The organism is Mucilaginibacter litoreus (assembly GCF_042676805.1).
Taxonomy (GTDB): domain Bacteria; phylum Bacteroidota; class Bacteroidia; order Sphingobacteriales; family Sphingobacteriaceae; genus Mucilaginibacter; species Mucilaginibacter litoreus.
Window position 1 is genome coordinate 443,198 of the sequence record NZ_JBHTHZ010000001.1, and the last position, 18,282, is coordinate 461,479.

Here is an 18,282-nt window from a genome sequence, read left to right on the forward strand (position 1 = left end):
TGCTTGTTTACCTTAATATGAACAATTAGTAGTATTTTGTGTTGCACCTGAAGCTATTTAAAACTATTAATTTGAGCACATACGCAACCCTGATCGTTTTGAGTGGGCTGGTAATATTTAGTTACCTGTTTGACCTGATAGCAGGCAAAACAAAAATCCCTTCTGTTATTTTATTGCTATTGCTTGGCATTGGTATACGATTAGGTGTTGACTATTTTCAGTTACCAATTATTAACCTCGGCAAAATATTACCTGCCCTGGGTACTTTAGGTTTAATACTTATTGTGTTTGAAGGCGCACTGGAGCTTAAGTATAGCCAAGATAAAAATACTGTCATCAAAAAATCGTTCGTTTCGGCGCTTTGTATTTTATTATTAACATCCTGCCTTATAACAGCAGCTTTTGTTTATATAAGCGGGCAAAGCATTTACCATTGCTTTATAAATGCTATTCCGTTTTGCGTTGTAAGCTCCGCCATTGCCATTCCATCGGCATCACACATCAGTAAAGACAAAAAAGAATTTATTATTTACGAGTCCTCTTTTTCGGATATACTCACAGTAGTACTTTTTAATTTCATGATAAGCAATAAACATATCTATGTGTCGTCATTTGCAAGGCTTGGCGCCGAATTGATATTGATATTGCTGGTAGCGTGTGGCTCCTGCCTGTTGCTATTATATTTAATAGGCAGGTTAACACATCATATCAAATCTTTCCTTATCATCTCCATACTGATCTTAGTTTACAGTATTGGCCAATCTTACCACTTGTCTTCATTAATAATTGTATTAGCCTTAGGCTTATTTTTAAATAATGCCGGCCAGATAAAAATAACGTGGTTTCGTAAAGTGTTTATTTACCCAACGCTTGGGCACGACATTAAACAACTATTCCAACTATCTGCAGAAAGCGCATTTATTATGCGTACGTTCTTTTTTATAGTATTTGGTTTCAGTATAAACATTTACCAGTTGGAGGATATTGCCACACTGGTAAACGGCGCTTTTGTGCTGATGTTGATTTACCTGGTAAGATTTGCATACCTTAAGCTGGTACTTAAAGGAAGCCTGATGCCAGAGTTGGTTATTATTCCGCGCGGATTGATAAGTGTATTGCTCTTTTACAATTTACCTGAAGACCTTAAAATACCCCAGGTTGGAACCGGTTTGTTGTTTTTGGTGATATTGGGTACCAGCGTTATCATGAGCCTGGGGCTGTTAAGTACTAAAAAACAAGCAAACCAGGAATTTAAGGATGTTTAAGGCGTAGTCAGCGCTACCGGAAGTATCCTGCCATTAAAAAACTTATGACCAGTTAAGGCAAAATCGGCAATGTATTTACCCATTTCAAAGGCCATAACCGGCGACTCATAACCCGGAAAAGCAGCCTCCAGCATTTCTGTTTGTGCAGAGCCAAGCGCCAGGCAGTTTACTTTTATGCCTTGTTCGTTCAGCTCCTGCGCAAGGCATTCTGTAAGCGTATGTAATGCCGCTTTACTTGCTGAGTAAGCCGATAAGCCAGGAAATTTAGCGCTTCCCTGGAAACCGCCCATACTACCTATGTTAACAATGTGTGATCCGCTCATCATAAATTGCAACAGGTTCTGAATAATGCGTACATGGCCCAGGTAGTTACTTTGCAGCATCTCTACAAAGTCCATTTCCTGTAACTTCATAAATGGCTTATTAACTAAAACGCCTGCATTATTGATCAGTACATCTACCCTGCCGTCCAAATTGGCATCGATGAATTGCTGTAAGCCGGTATAGTCATCATGAACAATATCAAACGCTATGGCGTACAGGATACAATCTGGGTTAAGGCTCTTAGATATTTCAAGCAGCTTCTCGAGTTTGGCTTGGGAGCGTGCCAGAGCTATTACCTTGTGTTTTCCGGAAGATGTCAATTCGATAACTGCCTCGAATCCTACGCCGCTGCTGGCGCCTGTTATTATAATGTTCATAAAGTAAACGGATCAATCAATTTCACTTTATCGCCAAGAGCTTTAAAGTCGGCAATATTGTTAGTTAAAAGCGGTTGATTTTGAACCAATGCAGTTGCATAAATGATTGCATCAGGAAGTTTAATGCGGTTATTCTTTCTTATTTCGATTGTTGTTGCAGCTATGTCGTCAGACAATGATAAAATGCTAAGTTCATTGCATAAATCAATAAGCAATTGTTGCTCTGCTTGATTTTTAAATGCATAGCCTAACGCTTCAATTTTAGTGATAACCGAAATTGATGCATGTTCTAAAAAAACTCTTTTTGGTGATAAAATGTATTTTGAAAGATAAATCAGGACATTCGTATCAAAAATCACGATCCCATTCCTTTCTTATCTCGCGTTGCCATTTGGATGGGTCTTTAATCTCATTAAACAAATTTTGTCCTTTTGCTTTATCCAAAATAGCAGTTATACGCTCATATTGAGTAGATGGCTCTTTAAAAAAAGTAGACTCATTTTCTTCCTCAACCTCGTGCACATACGGAATTTCACTCAGTATTCTTTTGAGTGATTCTGTACGTTCGTCATCAACTTTTACAATCAGCGTTGTCATAGCTCTAAATTAGCAAACAAATATCAAACCACCAATTTCTCTTCTACCGGATGCTTTATAAGGTACAAACCATCGTCTATCAGCTTTTTATACAGAAGCTCTTTTGCGGCTTTGTTTTCCAAAAACTGCCTTATTTCTTTTGCCAGTTCCGGTTCAGCGTTTTCATGCTCTAATATTTCAAGTATTTCCAGCGCACACAACCAATCATCATGGTGATGTTTTTGGAGCACCATCCATACATTACCTAAAAAACCAAAGTCGCCCTTATTTTGCCTGCGGTTACGTACCTGTTGGTACAATTGGTGCAACTCCTTGGTACGAGGATCATAATCGGGATGGTGCGTATTTGTGTTTGATTTTAAGGATATTTCTAAAAACGCGTCCTTATCTGCAGCACCGCAATATACAGAAACAATGCGTTCACCCACTGCCATATCATAAACGCCCCAGGATGGGTCAAAAAGCGTATGCTGTTGCTTATCTGTTACCGTACAATTTATAAAGCTGATAAGCTGGATCCTATCATCCATTAATGCAATACTTTTTACTTCACCTGATACAGTAATGCCCGAAGCAAACTCAAGCAGCGCGAGCTTACCTGCTTCTATGCCAGCATTTTGCAAATCTTCACTGGTATAATCTTCCAATGCTTTTTTACCGCTTCTTAATCTTCCTACCGGAGAACTGAACCCATCTTTATGATAATCTTTACCATGCCCGCTAAGCTGTTTATTGTTAAAAGCCAGCGCGGTCGGTCCGGTGGTTTTTACAAATACCGCATTGCCTTCATGCCCCTCAAACCCTGTAAATACGCCTGAAACCTGCAAACCGGAACTATAAACCGCTGTACAAACATTTTTACTGCCTACAGCCTTTTGCAGCCCATAAACTCCACCGCGCCGAAAGGCCATGGTATCTGCAAATTGCTCCAATACATCAATAAGGCTTTGAAAAGTTGGCGTTACAAAAAGCTGCGGCTGGGGCTTGGTGATATCATAAGGGTAGTTGACCGCATCAATCGTATAAGGTAACTTTTTTACATCAGGCTTCATACAACTGGCGCTTTCGCCAATAGACGATAGTAAACCCGCGCCATAAATTTTGGGATCTTCCGGCGTACCTATCAGGCCGTACTCCACCGTCCACCAGTGCAGGCGGCTCAGCAAGGCCATTTCTGATGGCTCACCCATGTTAGCTTGCTGCCAATCAACCCTATCTTCTGCTTTTTTGATAACAGCCTCATCTGCATCAGGCATTTCCTTTAAAATAGATAGCTGTCGTATAGCCTCATAAAGCTCAAAATCTTCTGCACTAAACATCGCTTTTGACCCTATTGAGCCAAAGTAGCTTAGGTACTCATGATAATCCTTATCAGCAATTATAGGCGCATGCCCGGCCGACTCATGTATGATATCCGGCGCAGGGGTATATTCTATATGATTAAGCTGGCGGATATCTGCCGCTATCACCAGCACGCGGTATGCCTGGTACTCCATAAACGCTGCAGGCGGTATAAAACCATCAACGGTTACAGCTCCCCAACCTATTTTACCCAAAGCATCATTCATTTCCTGCAGGTCGGGTATTTTTTCTATGGTGAGGCCGGCCTTCTGTAATCCCGGGATGTAAGGGTAATAGGCTACATCCTTTAAATAGCTGTAATTTTGCCGCATCACATACCGCCACACAGCCTGATCTACCGGCGTGTAATGCTCGTAGTGTTGATCTACAATAAATTGTTTTAAATGGCATGGCAACGCAGCAACCTGCGGATTGTTAAAATCATTGAATCGGCTCATTACGGTTTGTTGGTTTATAACAAAACGTAAAATTATTTATATTGGTTCATTATACCTGATAACAAGGTATGTTTAACATTTTATTAATCAATATTTTGTTAAACAAAATTTTTCAATATCTAATTCCGGTTTATAACTTGTTTTCAGAATTAAAATCGCCTTTATTTAAACCTTCTTCTAAGCGGCTGGGGCGTATTACATAGTACAAGCCCAACAAGGCAACCATTATGGAGATGATATAAAAAGTGCCTGGTAAAAAAACCGCCAGGCTTTTTTCCATCGGAAAAAATTTGGTAAGATAAGTAAAAACGGTTTCGCGCACGCCGGCACCGCCTATGCTTATAGGTATAACCGTTGCCAGGGCTGATACCAGGAAAGACAGCAGGTAGGGTGAAAATTTACCTGTGAAGTTTTGCCCTAACAGAATGCACACAATGGCAAGCACCTGTAAACCCTGCACCGCAACTGCCTTGGCATGCGCGGCAAAAAAATGACGGGTATACTCCCTGAAAAATTTATAGGCAACAAAGTAATAAATGATTGAACCGCCAATAAATATGGATAACGGAATACCAATATGTATATCTATCTGCGGTATCAGAAATATCAGCGCGACTATAATGAGCCCAATAGCCCAAAGCCCGCTAAGCCTGTCAAACATAATTGCCCAAAACACCTTTTTGGCCGGCAGCTTATAGTTTTTGTTCAGCAGGTAGATCTTGTATCCATCGCCCCCAATACCCCCCGGAAGCAGAAAGTTATAGAAAAGGCCAAGCAGGTATAGCCTGAAGTTAAATCGCGGATCGAGCTTAAGATCAATGGATTTGAAAAAGCTGGACAGCCGCCAGGAAGATATTACTATGGAGAAAAAGAAGCACAGTAAAGCGGCAAACATCCACCAGTAATTGGCATTGATAAGCCGTTCCTTTACCTCATTAAAATCAACCTTGCGGAACACAAAGTACAAAAGCACCGAGGTGACCGCAAACTTAAGCACTACTTTGGTTACGTTCCATAAAGTGTCTTTCCAGGTTTTAGGCTTCAGCGCCTTCTCCGTTTCTTCAACTTCGGTTTCTGCAATGTCTTTCATGCGGTTGCAAAGCTATGCATTTTTAATTGATGTTATAGTTCAGCTACTTTTTAACTGTATTAGGGCAGATTTGTTATATAAGATGAGTGTAATTTTAAGATCAATTCAATAAAATCAGGGTATTTAAATCGCTGTAATCCTCACAATAATTGCGTACTTTTGCGCCAAATTTTATAAACGCTATGGGTAAGGTAAAAGTAGGTTTAGTGCAGATGAGCTGCACTGCTAATAAGCAGGAAAATCTGGATAAAGCTATAGGCAAAGTGCGTGAGGCAGCTGCCAAAGGCGCCCAGATTATATGCTTGCAGGAGCTTTTTACATCACTTTATTTTTGCGATGTTGAGAATTACGACAATTTTAAACTGGCCGAGCCTATCCCCGGCCCGTCTACAGATGCTTTGTCGGCCGTTGCAGCCGAGCTGGGTGTTGTAATCATCGCCTCTTTGTTTGAGAAACGCGCGCAGGGCGTTTACCATAATACCACTGCTGTATTAGATGCAGATGGCGCTTACCTGGGTAAGTACCGCAAAATGCATATTCCTGACGACCCGGGCTTTTATGAAAAATTTTACTTTACCCCGGGCGATCTGGGCTATAAGGTTTTCAAAACCAAATTTGCTACAATAGGTGTATTGATCTGCTGGGACCAGTGGTATCCCGAAGCTGCCCGTATTACCGGGTTAATGGGTGCCGAAATTTTGTTTTACCCAACCGCCATAGGCTGGGCATCTACCCAGGATGATATCACCAACACAGAGCAATACAACGCATGGCAAACTATACAGCGCTCACACGCTATTGCAAATGGTGTGCATGTGGTAAGCGTTAACCGCTCTGGCGAAGAAGCCGGTTTACGTTTCTGGGGCGGTTCGTTTGTGTCTAATCCCTTTGGGACGGTAATGTATCAGGCGCCTCACCACGAAGAAGCCATCGAGGTGTTGGAACTGGATACTGATAAAAGCGACTACTACCGAAGTCACTGGCCGTTCCTGCGCGACAGACGCATTGACAGCTATCAGCCGATAACGAAACGCCTTTTAGATAACGATTAATAATAATATCATTACCCATGTCATTGCGAGCGATAGCGAAGCAATCTCATACGCATGCTTATCATATCTGCTGAGATTGCTTCGTCGTACCTCCTCGCAATGACATAATATATACTCGCATCATGAGCCAACCATCGACTATTGACTTACCTGCTTCAGCAGGGTTTACCTTCCNTCAGACTGACACATCAAAGAGTGTCATGGTGAGCCTGTCGAACCATTAGTAAAGCGTACAAGTCTTCGACAAGCTTCAGACTGACACATCAAAGAGTGTCATGGTGAGCCTGTCGAACCATTAGTAAAGCGTACACCTCATATTGACAACAATTTACTAATACAGCATTCTTATCCAAACAATTAATTTTCATCAAGGTTAATATCTTATCATTTAACTTATTGAAATATTACAATGGATAGCATTAATCAACAACAACCAGAAGATAACTTTCAGAACCTGCAAGGTAACGAGGCATGGAAAAAAATGAAGGAACTGGCAGAAGCCGCCTCAAGCTGCTTTTTCTGCAGCAACATTAAAACAGGCCTGCCTTTTTCTACCCGCCCTATGTCGCCGCAAAAAATTGACGACAATGGTGACCTTTGGTTTTTAAGCGCAGACGACAGCCACAAAAATAACGAAATAAGCCACGACCCATTCGTGCAACTGCTATTTCAGGGTTCTGCACACTCGGATTTTTTGAATATCTATGGTACGGCAGAGATCAGCAAAGACAAAGCTAAAATTGATGAACTTTGGGAGCCTATCTTAAAAACCTGGTTCACCGAAGGTAAAGACGATCCACGCATTACCGTTATAAAGGTATCTCCAACCCAGGGCTACTATTGGGATAATAAACACGGCAATGCCATCGCCTTTGTTAAACAACTGGTAGGCTCGGCCATAGGCCAAACGCTTGACGATTCTATCGAGGGAAAACTTGAAGCATAAATAAGACCTTGGATTCAAGAGTCAAGATTAAAGAATCAGGAATCAGGATTACTCCTGGCTCCTGGTTCTTGGCTCATGCTTCTTGCTTCTTGCTTCTTGACTCTTGACTCTTGACTCTCTTAAATAACTCCCGCTTTCTCCAGTTCCTGCTGCATTTGTTGTTGCAGTTTCAGGGCTTCAGCACGTGCGGCTTCGGCAAAATCCTCGCCGTTGCTGGCGTAAATAATGCCCCGCGAAGAGTTGACGATCAGCCCGCAATCTTTGGTCATACCATATTTACAAACATCTTCCAGGCTGCCACCCTGTGCTCCTACGCCCGGTACCAGTAAAAAGTTATCCGGTGCATGTTTGCGTATATCGGTAAACTCGGTGCTTTTAGTAGCGCCCACTACAAACATCAGCCTATCTGCGCCAGCCCAGGTGTTTGCCTTTTTAATTACTGTTTCATATAAAAAGCCCTCGCCTGTGTTAAGGTACTGAAAATCTTTGCTGCCTGCAGATGAGGTGAGCGCTAAGATAATTACCCATTTATCATCATACTTTAAATAAGGCGTAACACTATCATTACCCATATATGGTGTAACGGTTATGGCATCGAAATCCATACCTGAATTTTGCTGATCAAAAAAAGCACGGGCATAGTTATCTGATGTATTCCCTATATCGCCTCTTTTAGCGTCAATAATGTTCAGGCAATCTTTTGGCAGGTATTGCTGTGTGGCAATCAGGCTCAGAAGTCCCTTAACACCCCGCGCCTCATAAAAAGCGGCATTGGGCTTATAAGCGATACAAAGATCGCGGGTGGCATCAATTATTCGCTTGTTGAATTCAAAAACCGGATCAGGATATTCTTTCAAAAAGGCCGGTATCTTATCAATATCAGTGTCAAGGCCTATACACAGGAACGTTCTTTTTTGCTTTATCTGTTCAATCAGCTGGCTTCGCGATAGCATTTAACGGAATTTTAAGTAAGTAGGCAAAACTAAAAATTAATATACAACTCTTATTTTTTTTAATAAATTTGCAATTCGATATATTTTCAGTAAAATTGCAACGTTTCCTGATTTATTTCTTGTACTAAAGAAACAATTTTGATCTCCACGTTATTATTTATCTAATACTTACCTGGGCTTGATATTGCATAATCAGGGTTTCACAACAATCTTTCAATATAATTCCAATTGAACTATAATTCATAACATGTCTGAGACAACCGAATTGAACGACAAACTCGTATCTGAGTTGCGCGAAATTGCCAAAAGTTTAGGTATTGCAGAAGCCGACGACTACAGAAAAGCACAGCTGATAACTGCTATTGTTGAGCAGCAAAACCTGATAGAAACTGCACGCAACCAACAACAAATAACCAACAACAACTATACAGAAAAAACGGCCGCCCCCGCGGCAGCCGAGTCAACCGATAAGCCACGCAAGCGTACACGCACAATTAAAAGCAAAGAGCCACGTGTTGAAGTCCCTTTGGACGATACAAATTTATTTGATCAGCCCGACGAATCACAAACAGAAGCAGAAGAAGTAACAGCCGCAGCACCGGCTGCAGAGCAAAGCGCCCCTACCGAGCAGCAAAGCGCTCAGCCGGAAGCACCCGTTGCTGAAACGCGCCCGCAAAAGTTTGACCGCCGTAATAACCAGCAACAGCAAAAATCACAGGAACCTGCTATCAACCTTGATTTTGATAACGTTATTGTAAACGAGGGTGTGCTTGAAATTATGCCTGATGGTTACGGTTTCCTTCGCTCGTCTGATTATAATTACCTTACCTCGCCCGATGATATTTATGTTTCGCAATCGCAAATTAAATTATTCGGGTTAAAAACCGGTGATACCGTGCGTGGCAGCATACGCCCGCCAAAAGAGGGTGAAAAATACTTCCCGCTGGTAAGGGTTGAGGCCATTAACGGCCGTATACCTGCCGAGGTGCGAGACCGTGTACCTTTTGACCACCTTACACCACTTTTCCCGTCAGAAAAATTAAGCCTGTTTACCGATCCGGGTAACTACTCAACCCGTATCATGGACCTTTTTTCGCCCATTGGAAAAGGGCAGCGCGGGTTAATTGTAGCGCAGCCAAAAACGGGTAAAACCATGCTGCTTAAAGATGTGGCTAATGCTATAGCTAAAAACCACCCCGAGGTTTACCTTATCATCTTGTTGATAGATGAGCGCCCGGAGGAGGTTACCGATATGGCACGCAGCGTACGTGCCGAGGTAGTATCATCAACATTTGATGAGCCGGCCGAACGCCACGTAAAAATTGCGAACATCGTACTGGAAAAAGCAAAACGCATGGTTGAGTGCGGCCATGATGTAGTTATCCTGCTGGACTCGATAACCCGCCTGGCCCGTGCCTATAATACTGTAGCCCCTGCATCCGGCAAAATATTATCGGGCGGTGTTGATGCCAATGCATTGCACAAGCCTAAACGCTTTTTTGGCGCCGCGCGTAACATTGAGGATGGCGGCTCATTAACCATTATTGCTACGGCCCTTACAGAAACCGGCTCTAAAATGGACGAGGTGATCTTTGAAGAATTTAAAGGTACCGGTAACATGGAGCTTCAGCTGGATCGTAAGCTATCAAACAAACGCATTTTCCCTGCTATAGATATAACCGCATCAAGCACCCGCCGCGACGACCTGTTGCTTGACCGCGATACCCTGCAGCGTATATGGATATTGCGCAACCACCTTGCCGACATGAACTCGCAAGAATCGATGGAGTTTTTGCAGGCGCAGATACGCGGTACAAAAACTAACGAAGAGTTCTTAATATCAATGAATTCATAATATTTGCATACAAAAAGGAGTTATAGGTAACATAAGGTTAATTATAACTCCCTTTGCGTTTTTGTAAATTTTGTGATACCTTCATCATATTATGAGTCGACGGGTAAGAAAACATGTTCCGAATGCAATAACATGCGCAAACTTGTTCAGCGGATGCATCGGGATTGTTTTTACTTTTCAGGATAACTTAGTATTTGCCGCTTATGCCATCTTTCTGGCGGCCATATTTGATTTTTTTGACGGCTTTGCATCCCGTGTGCTTCAGTCCTTTTCGGGCATCGGTAAAGATCTGGATTCGTTGGCAGATATGGTAAGTTTTGGTGTGTTGCCTTCGGCAATTATGTATATGCTGATGCTGCAGGCGCCCCAGATACCGCATGTAAGTGAGTGGCTTAACTTCATTGCATTTCTTATACCGGTTTTCTCGGCATTAAGGCTGGCCAAATTCAACACAGATACCCGCCAGGCCGAAAGTTTTATTGGGTTGCCTACCCCGGCAAACGCTATATTAATTGCTTCGATACCTTTAATACTTATACAATACACCGGGGTTGCCAAGTATGTGCTTAACCCTTACCTGTTGTCGGTATTTATTATTGTGATGTGTGTATTACTGGTTGCAGAAATTCCGCTGATGTCATTAAAATTTAAAAACCGCGATTTCAATAAAAATTTTTACCGCTATTTGTTACTGCTGTTTTCGGCAATACTCATACTATTTTTTAAATTTGCGGCGGTTCCGGTGGTTATAGTAATGTATATCACCTTATCATTAATTCAACTTAAATTTGCTGATGATACAGTAATAAGCGGTTCAAAAAAATAGCTATGTACTGTATTTATATTAATTAAAAATGAAAAAATACCTGGCCGAAATTGATGTAATGCCGAAAAAAGAGATTCTTGACCCACAAGGGAAAGCCGTTACCGGCAGCATGAAAAACCTTGGATTATCTGAGATACAAAATATCAGGATAGGCAAGCACATTTCATTGGAAATTGAGGCCGACAGCGAAGCTACCGCAAGTGCAAAAGTGGATGAAGCCTGCAAAAACCTATTAGCCAACCTAATCATGGAAAGCTACAGCTTTAAACTGGAAGAAGTAGCTTAAGTAAGCGGAAAGACTAAAACTCAGAGAGTAAAGCTGATGGACTAAAGGTCTAAAGCTTTTAAATATTACCGTATAAAAAAAATAAGCAAGCCAATTGGCTTGCTTATTTTTTTTATAATCAGTTTGATGTTGCCTCATTTTCAGGCTATCTTATACTTTCAGCTTTAGCCTTTTTGCTTTCACCTCTATTACAGATTCGCTTCCTTTTCTGTCTTGATTTTTTTTAGCTCGGCCAGGTTGGCGGTAACTGTAGCTTTTACCCGGTTAAACTTCTCAATAACTTCTTCCGGGTTTGGCGCGCCTGCTTTGCAGGCCAGTTCAACCTCTTGTATGGTTGCCTGGCTTACAGGCATACCAAAAAAGCCAAGGTTGGGTTTTAACTTGTGCGATACGGCAGATGCCGTTTCCCAATCCTGTGCGTTTATAGCGTTGGTAATGGTTTCAAGCAACTGAGGGGTTTGTTCAAGAAACATACCTATCGAATCTACTATGAATTCATCGCTGCCATCAGCAATTTCGTACAAAAAAGAAAGGTCAAGGTCCTGGTTAGGTAATAAATCGGCCATTTATATTGGTTTATATAAATCAAAAATATAATTTTTTCACTATCAAGTTATCAGTCAGTTCATTTTTTAACTGTTTAATTGATTTATTTAATTGTGGGTGAGCAAGATCAGGTGCAAGCTCAAAAAGCGGCTCAATAGTAAACCTGCGGTTGTGTAATTGCGGATGAGGTACAATCAGATCTTTTTCATTGATGATCTCATCTCCGTAAAATAATATATCAATATCAATCACCCGCGATCCCCATTTTTCCTCGCGCACCCTTCCAAGCGCTGCTTCGATGCTTAACACCTTTTGTAAAACCTGTTGCGCGGATAAACGGGTTTGAAGCAACACTACCTGGTTAAGGTAGTCGGGCAGATCTGTTTTACCCCAGGATTGCGTTTCATAAACCGATGATAGTTGAATAACAGGCGCAATATCCCGCTCAATAAGCCTAATTGCCTTTCGCAAAAACAGTTGCCTATCCCCCAGATTACTTCCTAATAGTAAAAAAACATCAATCATGTTGTAACAAATATCAACGGTTTAGCTCTTAATACCATGCAATTGCTAAGTTTGCATAGATAAATGATTTATAATAGTTAATGAAACAATTCTTAAAATTTGTATTGGCTACCGTTGTTGGTATTACACTTGTTTTTATTGTTGGTTTTTTGATTTTGCTGGGTATTATTGGTGTTGCGGGCAGCGATAAAACGATCGAGGTCGATTCAAATTCTGTACTTTATATCAAATTTGATTATGCAATAACCGAACGTACTCCTAATAATCCTTTAAATAACCTGCCATTTTTAGGGTTGGATAAACCGCGCGATCTTGGGCTCAACGATATACTGGCGAGTATCAGAAAAGCTAAAAACGACGACCATATAAAGGGTATCTTTTTAGACGAAAGCTACATGATGAATGGCCAGGCAACTACCGAAGAGATACGCAACGCGCTGATAGATTTTAAAAAATCCGGCAAGTTCCTGGTTGCTTACTCTGAAATTTATACACAGGGTTTTTATTATCTGGCATCTGTAGCAGATAAAGTTTACATCAACCCCAAAGGTATATTTGAGTTCAGGGGTTTCAGTTCGGAAATTACCTTTTTAAAAGGGGCGCTTGATAAACTGGGCATCGAGGCCCAGGTAATCAAAGTAGGCACTTATAAAAGCGCTGTTGAGCCATTTGTACTCACCAAAATGAGCGATGCTAACCGTATGCAGGTTACCTCGTACCTCAATTCCATGTACGATCATTTTTTGACCGGTATCAGCAACGCGCGTCATATCAATAAGGATTCGCTATTTAACTACGCCAATACCGCACGTATTCAACAGCCCGAAGATGCGGTTAAATATGGCCTTGTTGATGGTTTAAAGTATAAAGATGAGATCATAGCCGATCTGAAACACCGAACAGGTGTTGATAAGAAAGATGACCTGGCCGGGGTTGAGATGGATGCTTATCTGAAAAGCAACACGCCTGAATCTGGTGACACCAAACAAACGGGCTCCAAAAACCGCATTGCCATAGTTTACGCCTCGGGCGAAATATCCGGCGGTGAGGGGGACGATAACAACATTGGCTCGGAAACCATATCAAAAGCGCTGCGTAAGGTACGTACAGATGATAAAGTTAAAGCTGTAGTGCTGCGGGTAAATTCTCCGGGCGGCAGTTCGCTGGCGTCTGATGTGATATGGCGCGAGGTGATGCTTACTAAAAAAGTAAAACCTATTATCGTATCCATGGGCGATGTTGCCGCTTCTGGCGGGTATTATATTGCTTGCGCGGCCGACTCGATCATAGCCGAACCCAATACCATTACAGGCTCGATAGGCATTTTCGCAGTATTGCCTAACATGCAAAAACTGTTTAATGATAAGCTGGGCGTTACCTTTGATGGTGTAAAAACCGGTAAGTATGCCGACTTGGGAGATGTTAGTCGCCCGTTAACGCCTGAAGAAAGGCTAATTTTACAAAACAGCGTAAACCGAGGGTACGACGATTTTACCAAAGCCGTTGCCCAAGGGCGTGGCAAAACCCAGGAATACATCAACAGCATTGGCCAGGGCCGGGTATGGACAGGCACCCAGGCCTTAAAGATAGGCTTGGTTGACAGGTTGGGAAATGTTAAAGACGCGGTAAGATCGGCCGCTAAGAAAGCCGGACTAAAAGATTATAAACTGGTAAGCTACCCGGAGCAAAAAAGCACCCTCGACAGATTTGGCGAAGGCCTTACATCTGAGGTAAAAGCGCATTTTGTAAAAGCCGAGCTTGGCGAAAACTACGGTATATATCAACAGATAAAAGGCGTTACCAAAATGATGCGCACCCCGCAAATGCGCATGCCTTATGATGTGGTTATAAAATAAGTTCCTGTGATACAAAGTTTTGGAGCCACCCCTTATGGGTGGCTTTTGTATTTACCTGTTAAAACATCTGTTTAGGTTAGCTGTTCAAGCATAAATGTATTTCGTACAGCAAGGCCAATTTTCTATTTTTACCGACTGATAAACTTTATGGAGAACAAGCAAATAGCCCGCACCTTCAGGCTGCTGTCGCAGTTGATGGAATTGCATGAGGTTAATCCTTTTAAGATAAAATCTATAGCTAACGCGGCTTTCAAAATAGATAAGCTGCCTTTTAATATAGATGGTAAGACACAGGATGAGCTTGAAAAAACAGAAGGAATTGGCAAAAGTACAGCAGCAAAAATTATAGAATTACTGCAAACAGGTACCATTACCGAGCTGGAGGATATGATTGCCAAAACCCCCGAGGGAATTGTTGAAATGATGGGCATTAAAGGTATCGGCCCAAAAAAAATAGCGATCATATGGAAGGAACTCGGCATAGAAAACCTTGGCGAACTTTATTATGCCTGTAATGAAAACCGACTGATAGAAGCAAAAGGCTTCGGTTTAAAAACGCAGGAGGAGATAAAAAAAGTCATTGAGTTCCGGATGGCCGGTAACGGCAAATTCCTGTATGCCCAGGTAGAGGAAGAAGCGCATGAGCTGATGGAAGAGATCCGCGCGGTATTTCCGGACGCCCTTAAACATTTTGCCGGGGAATTCCGTCGCCTTAGCGAGGTGATCAGCGAACTGGTGATCGTTATTGGCAGCATAGATCAGCAAATTGCCTATAACGCGCTGGTAAATTCTGATATTTTAAGTAACGTAAGCCTCAACGGCACCCATGTTTCGGGCGAGCTTAAGAGCGGGTTACTGGTTGATATTATATGTGTGCAAAGGTCGCAGTATTATAAAGAGTTGTTTATAAATACCGGCAGCGAAGAGCATGTGGATGCAGTTATGAAACGCATCAGTAACGAGCTTGAATCGCCCGCCAGTGAAGAACTTATTTACGAAAAGGCCAACCTGACCTGGATACAGCCCGAATTGCGCGAAGGCACTACCTTCATACAAAAAGCAAACAATAACCAACTGCCCACACTCATTACCTACCACGACCTGAAAGGCGCACTGCATAATCACAGTACCTGGAGCGATGGTGTAAATACGCTTGAAGAAATGGCTCTATACTGCCGCGACGAATTAAAGCTGCAATATTTGGGCATTTGCGACCACAGCAAGAGTGCTTTCTACGCTAAAGGGCTGAGCATTGAAAGGGTATTGCAGCAGCAGGAAGAAATTGACCACCTGAATAAAAGGCTCGAAGGCTTTCATATTTTCAAAGGCATCGAGTCGGATATTTTGAATGACGGCGCGCTTGACTACCCTGAAGAGATACTTCAGCGGTTTGATTTTATAGTAGCATCGGTACACTCCAACCTTAAAATGGATAAGGAAAAGGCTACTGCTCGTATCATTAAAGCTATTGAAAACCCTTATACTACCATTTTAGGCCACCCTACCGGCAGGCTTTTGCTTAGCCGCAGGGGGTACGAAATTGACTATGAAAAAGTGATCGACGCATGCGCAGCCAACAATGTCGTCATCGAGATAAATGCTAATCCGCTTAGGCTCGACCTCGACTGGCGATGGCACCACTACGCGCTTGAGAAGGGCGTAATGTTATCTATCAACCCCGATGCACATCGCACCAGCAGGCTGCAGGACATGAAATACGGTGTCTATATTGCCCGAAAAGGTGGTATAACTAAAGAACAATGCCTAAATGCATTACCTTTGGACGAAATAAAAAAGGTGTTTGAGAAGAAAAAAGCGGCCATGGTGTAGCAATTCGCTGCAAAACACAGTAATCAAAAACAACCCTATATCCGCCCAGTAACATTTATGTTATCACAAAAAGTACGCGAAAAACAACAAGCCGGCCTCAAGCCAAATATCCTGGTGATAGGCGATCTGATGATTGACCATTATATTATAGGTGATGCAAACCGGTTATCGCCCGAAGCACCCGTCCCCATAGTTAATGTGAACCGCGAATTTATAACACCCGGAGGCGCTGCCAATGTAGCCCAGAACCTGCTTGCACTTGGCGCCGAAATCACCCTCGGCGGTGTAACCGGAGATGATGCAGACGCGGTAAGACTGACCGAAGTACTGGAAAATGAAGGCGTTAATGCACAGGGAATATTTAAAGACAGCTCCCGCCCTACTACCATAAAAACACGTGTTATGGCAGGCAGCCATCAACTCGTACGGGTAGACCGTGAAGTTGCTACGCCGCTACCGTCGCATCTTCAACAAAGCTTTATTGATAATATCAAACAATACATTGCAAAGGCTGATGTAATTATATTATCAGATTATAATAAAGGCTTATTTTCGCCAGATTTGACTCAACAACTTATTGATGAGGCCAATGCCCAGGGTAAAAAAGTAATTATTGACCCCAAAGGCTTAAATTATTTAAAATACAAAGGGGCGTATATCATTAAGCCTAATCGTAAAGAACTTGCCGAGGCCGCCAAAGTGGAAAAAATAGGCAGCATTGAAGAAGTGCAGCAGGCAGCACAGATCATACTGAAACAGACTGGTGCCGAATATATTGTGGTTACCTTATCTGAACAGGGCATGGCCATTATAAGCCCGCTGGCTTATAAACTGTTGCCGGTAAAAGCTACCTCGGTGTTTGATGTTACCGGCGCTGGTGATACCGTAATAGCCACCATGGCCTACTTTATGGCCCAGGGCTTTAACATAGAAGAAGCGTGCGAACTGGCCAACCATGCAGCGGCTATCGTAATTAGGCAACCGGGCAGTGCAGTGACTACCGTAAATGAGATACTGCATGATATGGAAATCCGTTAACAACTATAAATTAAGGCAGCAATGCCCATCTGACGATACATTGAAATGGTAATTGAAGAATTATACGAACACCAAAACACCATACAAAAGGTAATTGAAACCCTTACCGGCGATATTGAATATGCCTGTAAGCTAATTACCGATGCCATAAACAACGGCAACAAGGTGCTTATAGCCGGTAACGGCGGCAGTGCTGCGGACGCCCAGCATATAGCAGCCGAGCTTAGCGGACGCTTTGTAAAAGAACGCCGCGCTTTGCCGGGCATTGCTTTAACGGTTGATACATCCGCGCTTACCGCAATAGCTAATGATTATGGCTATGAGCATGTGTTTTCGCGGCAGGTTGAGGCGCTGGCGCAACCAGGCGATCTGTTCATTGGTATATCCACCAGTGGTAACAGCCAGGGGATATTGAATGCTTTTAAGTCGGCAAGCCAGTTAGGGTGCAAAACCCTGGGCCTATCCGGCAGGGATGGCGGGAAAATGAATGGGATATGCGATTTAAACCTTGTAGTACCATCAAACATAACTGCCCGTATACAGGAAATGCACATACTTATAGGCCATATTTTGTGTAAGGCCGTTGACGAATTATTTTAATTTAACACCTTTTATGCGCCCTAATCTTGAACAAACACTGCTTGATAAGATCATATCCCTGCCTGCCCTTACAACTCAGATAGCCAACTGGAAGAAAGAGGATAAGCGGGTAGTTTTTACCAACGGCGTTTTTGATCTGCTGCATTTAGGGCATATTACTTACCTATCCAAGGCCGCAGAGTTAGGTGATAAACTGATCATCGGCCTTAACACGGATGCATCTGTTAAGCGGTTAAAGGGCGAAAGCCGACCGGTGAACGACCAAAATAACCGTGCGGCCTTATTGGCAGCCTTGTTTTTTGTGGATGCGGTTATCTTATTTGAAGATGATACCCCGCGCGACCTTATAGCGCACCTGCTGCCAGATATACTGGTTAAGGGAGCCGATTATACCGTTGACCAGATAGCCGGCGCTAAGGAAGTATTGGCCAATGGCGGCGAAGTAAAAACCATCAACCTGGTTGAGGGATATTCATCAACATCTATCATCAATAAAATAAGGGCGCAAACCACATAG

At 42.5% G+C, this 18,282-nt stretch carries 19 protein-coding genes; 11 read left to right on the forward strand and 8 right to left on the reverse strand.

Features of this window, described 5'->3' with window-relative positions; translation table 11 throughout:
• Window positions 1–71: 71 nt before the first annotated feature.
• Window positions 72–1,265 carry a cation:proton antiporter domain-containing protein gene (locus ACFQZX_RS02090; RefSeq protein ID WP_377111092.1) on the forward strand — a complete coding sequence of 398 codons (1,194 nt, stop codon included), beginning with the start codon at window positions 72–74 and terminating at the stop codon, window positions 1,263–1,265.
• Here ACFQZX_RS02090 and ACFQZX_RS02095 read toward each other — a convergent pair.
• The 5 genes from ACFQZX_RS02095 to ACFQZX_RS02115 form a co-directional block, all read right to left on the reverse strand.
• Complete coding sequence (locus ACFQZX_RS02095) at window positions 1,262–1,966, reverse strand: SDR family NAD(P)-dependent oxidoreductase (RefSeq protein ID WP_377111093.1); 705 nt, start codon at window positions 1,964–1,966, stop codon at window positions 1,262–1,264. The two genes, ACFQZX_RS02090 and ACFQZX_RS02095, sit on opposite strands and share 4 nt — an antisense overlap.
• On the reverse strand, window positions 1,963–2,325 hold the full coding sequence (locus ACFQZX_RS02100) for a type II toxin-antitoxin system VapC family toxin (protein WP_377111094.1): 363 nt from the start codon (window positions 2,323–2,325) through the stop codon (window positions 1,963–1,965). The genes ACFQZX_RS02095 and ACFQZX_RS02100 overlap by 4 nt, the downstream gene beginning before the upstream one ends.
• A complete protein-coding gene (locus ACFQZX_RS02105) occupies window positions 2,315–2,563 on the reverse strand; it encodes a hypothetical protein (protein ID WP_377111095.1) in 249 nt (82 codons plus the stop codon). Before ACFQZX_RS02105 ends, ACFQZX_RS02100 begins: the two co-directional genes overlap by 11 nt.
• A gap of 23 nt (window positions 2,564–2,586) precedes the next feature.
• Window positions 2,587–4,362, reverse strand: a complete 1,776-nt coding sequence (locus tag ACFQZX_RS02110; RefSeq protein ID WP_377111096.1) for an aromatic amino acid hydroxylase — start codon at window positions 4,360–4,362, stop codon at window positions 2,587–2,589.
• A 130-nt stretch (window positions 4,363–4,492) separates the two neighbouring features.
• Window positions 4,493–5,452 carry a lysylphosphatidylglycerol synthase transmembrane domain-containing protein gene (locus tag ACFQZX_RS02115; protein WP_377111097.1) on the reverse strand — a complete coding sequence of 320 codons (960 nt, stop codon included), beginning with the start codon at window positions 5,450–5,452 and terminating at the stop codon, window positions 4,493–4,495.
• Window positions 5,453–5,634: 182 nt separating this feature from the next.
• Between ACFQZX_RS02115 and ACFQZX_RS02120 the strand changes: the two genes are divergently transcribed.
• Window positions 5,635–6,504 (forward strand): carbon-nitrogen hydrolase, encoded by an 870-nt coding sequence (locus ACFQZX_RS02120; protein WP_377111099.1) that lies wholly within the window; start codon window positions 5,635–5,637, stop codon window positions 6,502–6,504.
• A gap of 409 nt (window positions 6,505–6,913) precedes the next feature.
• Window positions 6,914–7,450: a pyridoxamine 5'-phosphate oxidase family protein gene (locus tag ACFQZX_RS02125; protein WP_377110973.1), complete on the forward strand. Its 537-nt coding sequence runs from the start codon at window positions 6,914–6,916 to the stop codon at window positions 7,448–7,450.
• A gap of 119 nt (window positions 7,451–7,569) precedes the next feature.
• Here ACFQZX_RS02125 and pyrF read toward each other — a convergent pair whose 3' ends face one another.
• Window positions 7,570–8,403, reverse strand: a complete 834-nt coding sequence (gene pyrF / locus ACFQZX_RS02130) for an orotidine-5'-phosphate decarboxylase (RefSeq protein ID WP_377110974.1) — start codon at window positions 8,401–8,403, stop codon at window positions 7,570–7,572.
• A 247-nt stretch (window positions 8,404–8,650) separates the two neighbouring features.
• Here pyrF and rho point away from each other — a divergent pair, with 247 nt between their 5' ends.
• The 3 genes from rho to purS all read left to right on the forward strand — a co-directional run bounded on the left by rho (window position 8,651) and on the right by purS (window position 11,370).
• On the forward strand, window positions 8,651–10,258 hold the full coding sequence (gene rho, locus ACFQZX_RS02135; protein WP_377110975.1) for a transcription termination factor Rho: 1,608 nt from the start codon (window positions 8,651–8,653) through the stop codon (window positions 10,256–10,258).
• Window positions 10,259–10,349: 91 nt separating this feature from the next.
• Entirely contained in the window at window positions 10,350–11,084 is a 735-nt protein-coding gene (gene pssA, locus ACFQZX_RS02140) for a CDP-diacylglycerol--serine O-phosphatidyltransferase (RefSeq protein ID WP_377110976.1), read from the forward strand.
• Between the two features lie 28 nt (window positions 11,085–11,112).
• Window positions 11,113–11,370 carry a phosphoribosylformylglycinamidine synthase subunit PurS gene (gene purS, locus ACFQZX_RS02145; RefSeq protein WP_377110977.1) on the forward strand — a complete coding sequence of 86 codons (258 nt, stop codon included), beginning with the start codon at window positions 11,113–11,115 and terminating at the stop codon, window positions 11,368–11,370.
• Between the two features lie 188 nt (window positions 11,371–11,558).
• Here the strand turns inward: purS and ACFQZX_RS02150 are convergent, their stop codons facing one another.
• Window positions 11,559–11,936, reverse strand: coding sequence for an Hpt domain-containing protein (locus tag ACFQZX_RS02150; RefSeq protein WP_377110978.1), 378 nt, complete (start codon window positions 11,934–11,936; stop codon window positions 11,559–11,561).
• A gap of 19 nt (window positions 11,937–11,955) precedes the next feature.
• Window positions 11,956–12,441, reverse strand: coding sequence for a 2-amino-4-hydroxy-6-hydroxymethyldihydropteridine diphosphokinase (gene folK, locus ACFQZX_RS02155; RefSeq protein WP_377110979.1), 486 nt, complete (start codon window positions 12,439–12,441; stop codon window positions 11,956–11,958).
• 80 nt (window positions 12,442–12,521) lie between these two features.
• Between folK and sppA the strand changes: the two genes are divergently transcribed.
• The 5 genes from sppA (at window position 12,522) to rfaE2 (ending at window position 18,282) form a co-directional block, all read left to right on the forward strand.
• Complete coding sequence (sppA, locus tag ACFQZX_RS02160) at window positions 12,522–14,297, forward strand: signal peptide peptidase SppA (protein ID WP_377110980.1); 1,776 nt, start codon at window positions 12,522–12,524, stop codon at window positions 14,295–14,297.
• A 147-nt stretch (window positions 14,298–14,444) separates the two neighbouring features.
• Window positions 14,445–16,127 (forward strand): helix-hairpin-helix domain-containing protein, encoded by a 1,683-nt coding sequence (locus ACFQZX_RS02165; RefSeq protein WP_377110981.1) that lies wholly within the window; start codon window positions 14,445–14,447, stop codon window positions 16,125–16,127.
• 57 nt (window positions 16,128–16,184) lie between these two features.
• Complete coding sequence (gene rfaE1 / locus ACFQZX_RS02170) at window positions 16,185–17,165, forward strand: D-glycero-beta-D-manno-heptose-7-phosphate kinase (RefSeq protein ID WP_377110982.1); 981 nt, start codon at window positions 16,185–16,187, stop codon at window positions 17,163–17,165.
• A 45-nt stretch (window positions 17,166–17,210) separates the two neighbouring features.
• Complete coding sequence (gene gmhA / locus ACFQZX_RS02175; protein ID WP_377110983.1) at window positions 17,211–17,765, forward strand: D-sedoheptulose 7-phosphate isomerase; 555 nt, start codon at window positions 17,211–17,213, stop codon at window positions 17,763–17,765.
• Between the two features lie 13 nt (window positions 17,766–17,778).
• Window positions 17,779–18,282 (forward strand): D-glycero-beta-D-manno-heptose 1-phosphate adenylyltransferase, encoded by a 504-nt coding sequence (gene rfaE2, locus ACFQZX_RS02180; RefSeq protein WP_377110984.1) that lies wholly within the window; start codon window positions 17,779–17,781, stop codon window positions 18,280–18,282.

What these genes read in the sequence shown, in the direction of transcription:
- ACFQZX_RS02095 (WP_377111093.1), bottom strand. Translation starts at nt 1,966, where the DNA reads ATGAACATTATAATAACAGGCGCCAGCAGCGGCGTAGGATTCGAGGCA.
- ACFQZX_RS02105 (WP_377111095.1), bottom strand. Translation starts at nt 2,563, where the DNA reads ATGACAACGCTGATTGTAAAAGTTGATGACGAACGTACAGAATCACTC.
- ACFQZX_RS02110 (WP_377111096.1), bottom strand. Translation starts at nt 4,362, where the DNA reads ATGAGCCGATTCAATGATTTTAACAATCCGCAGGTTGCTGCGTTGCCA.
- ACFQZX_RS02115 (WP_377111097.1), bottom strand. Translation starts at nt 5,452, where the DNA reads ATGAAAGACATTGCAGAAACCGAAGTTGAAGAAACGGAGAAGGCGCTG.
- ACFQZX_RS02120 (WP_377111099.1), top strand. Translation starts at nt 5,635, where the DNA reads ATGGGTAAGGTAAAAGTAGGTTTAGTGCAGATGAGCTGCACTGCTAAT.
- ACFQZX_RS02125 (WP_377110973.1), top strand. Translation starts at nt 6,914, where the DNA reads ATGGATAGCATTAATCAACAACAACCAGAAGATAACTTTCAGAACCTG.
- pyrF (WP_377110974.1), bottom strand. Translation starts at nt 8,403, where the DNA reads ATGCTATCGCGAAGCCAGCTGATTGAACAGATAAAGCAAAAAAGAACG.
- rho (WP_377110975.1), top strand. Translation starts at nt 8,651, where the DNA reads ATGTCTGAGACAACCGAATTGAACGACAAACTCGTATCTGAGTTGCGC.
- pssA (WP_377110976.1), top strand. Translation starts at nt 10,350, where the DNA reads ATGAGTCGACGGGTAAGAAAACATGTTCCGAATGCAATAACATGCGCA.
- purS (WP_377110977.1), top strand. Translation starts at nt 11,113, where the DNA reads ATGAAAAAATACCTGGCCGAAATTGATGTAATGCCGAAAAAAGAGATT.
- ACFQZX_RS02150 (WP_377110978.1), bottom strand. Translation starts at nt 11,936, where the DNA reads ATGGCCGATTTATTACCTAACCAGGACCTTGACCTTTCTTTTTTGTAC.
- folK (WP_377110979.1), bottom strand. Translation starts at nt 12,441, where the DNA reads ATGATTGATGTTTTTTTACTATTAGGAAGTAATCTGGGGGATAGGCAA.
- sppA (WP_377110980.1), top strand. Translation starts at nt 12,522, where the DNA reads ATGAAACAATTCTTAAAATTTGTATTGGCTACCGTTGTTGGTATTACA.
- ACFQZX_RS02165 (WP_377110981.1), top strand. Translation starts at nt 14,445, where the DNA reads ATGGAGAACAAGCAAATAGCCCGCACCTTCAGGCTGCTGTCGCAGTTG.
- rfaE1 (WP_377110982.1), top strand. Translation starts at nt 16,185, where the DNA reads ATGTTATCACAAAAAGTACGCGAAAAACAACAAGCCGGCCTCAAGCCA.
- gmhA (WP_377110983.1), top strand. Translation starts at nt 17,211, where the DNA reads ATGGTAATTGAAGAATTATACGAACACCAAAACACCATACAAAAGGTA.
- rfaE2 (WP_377110984.1), top strand. Translation starts at nt 17,779, where the DNA reads ATGCGCCCTAATCTTGAACAAACACTGCTTGATAAGATCATATCCCTG.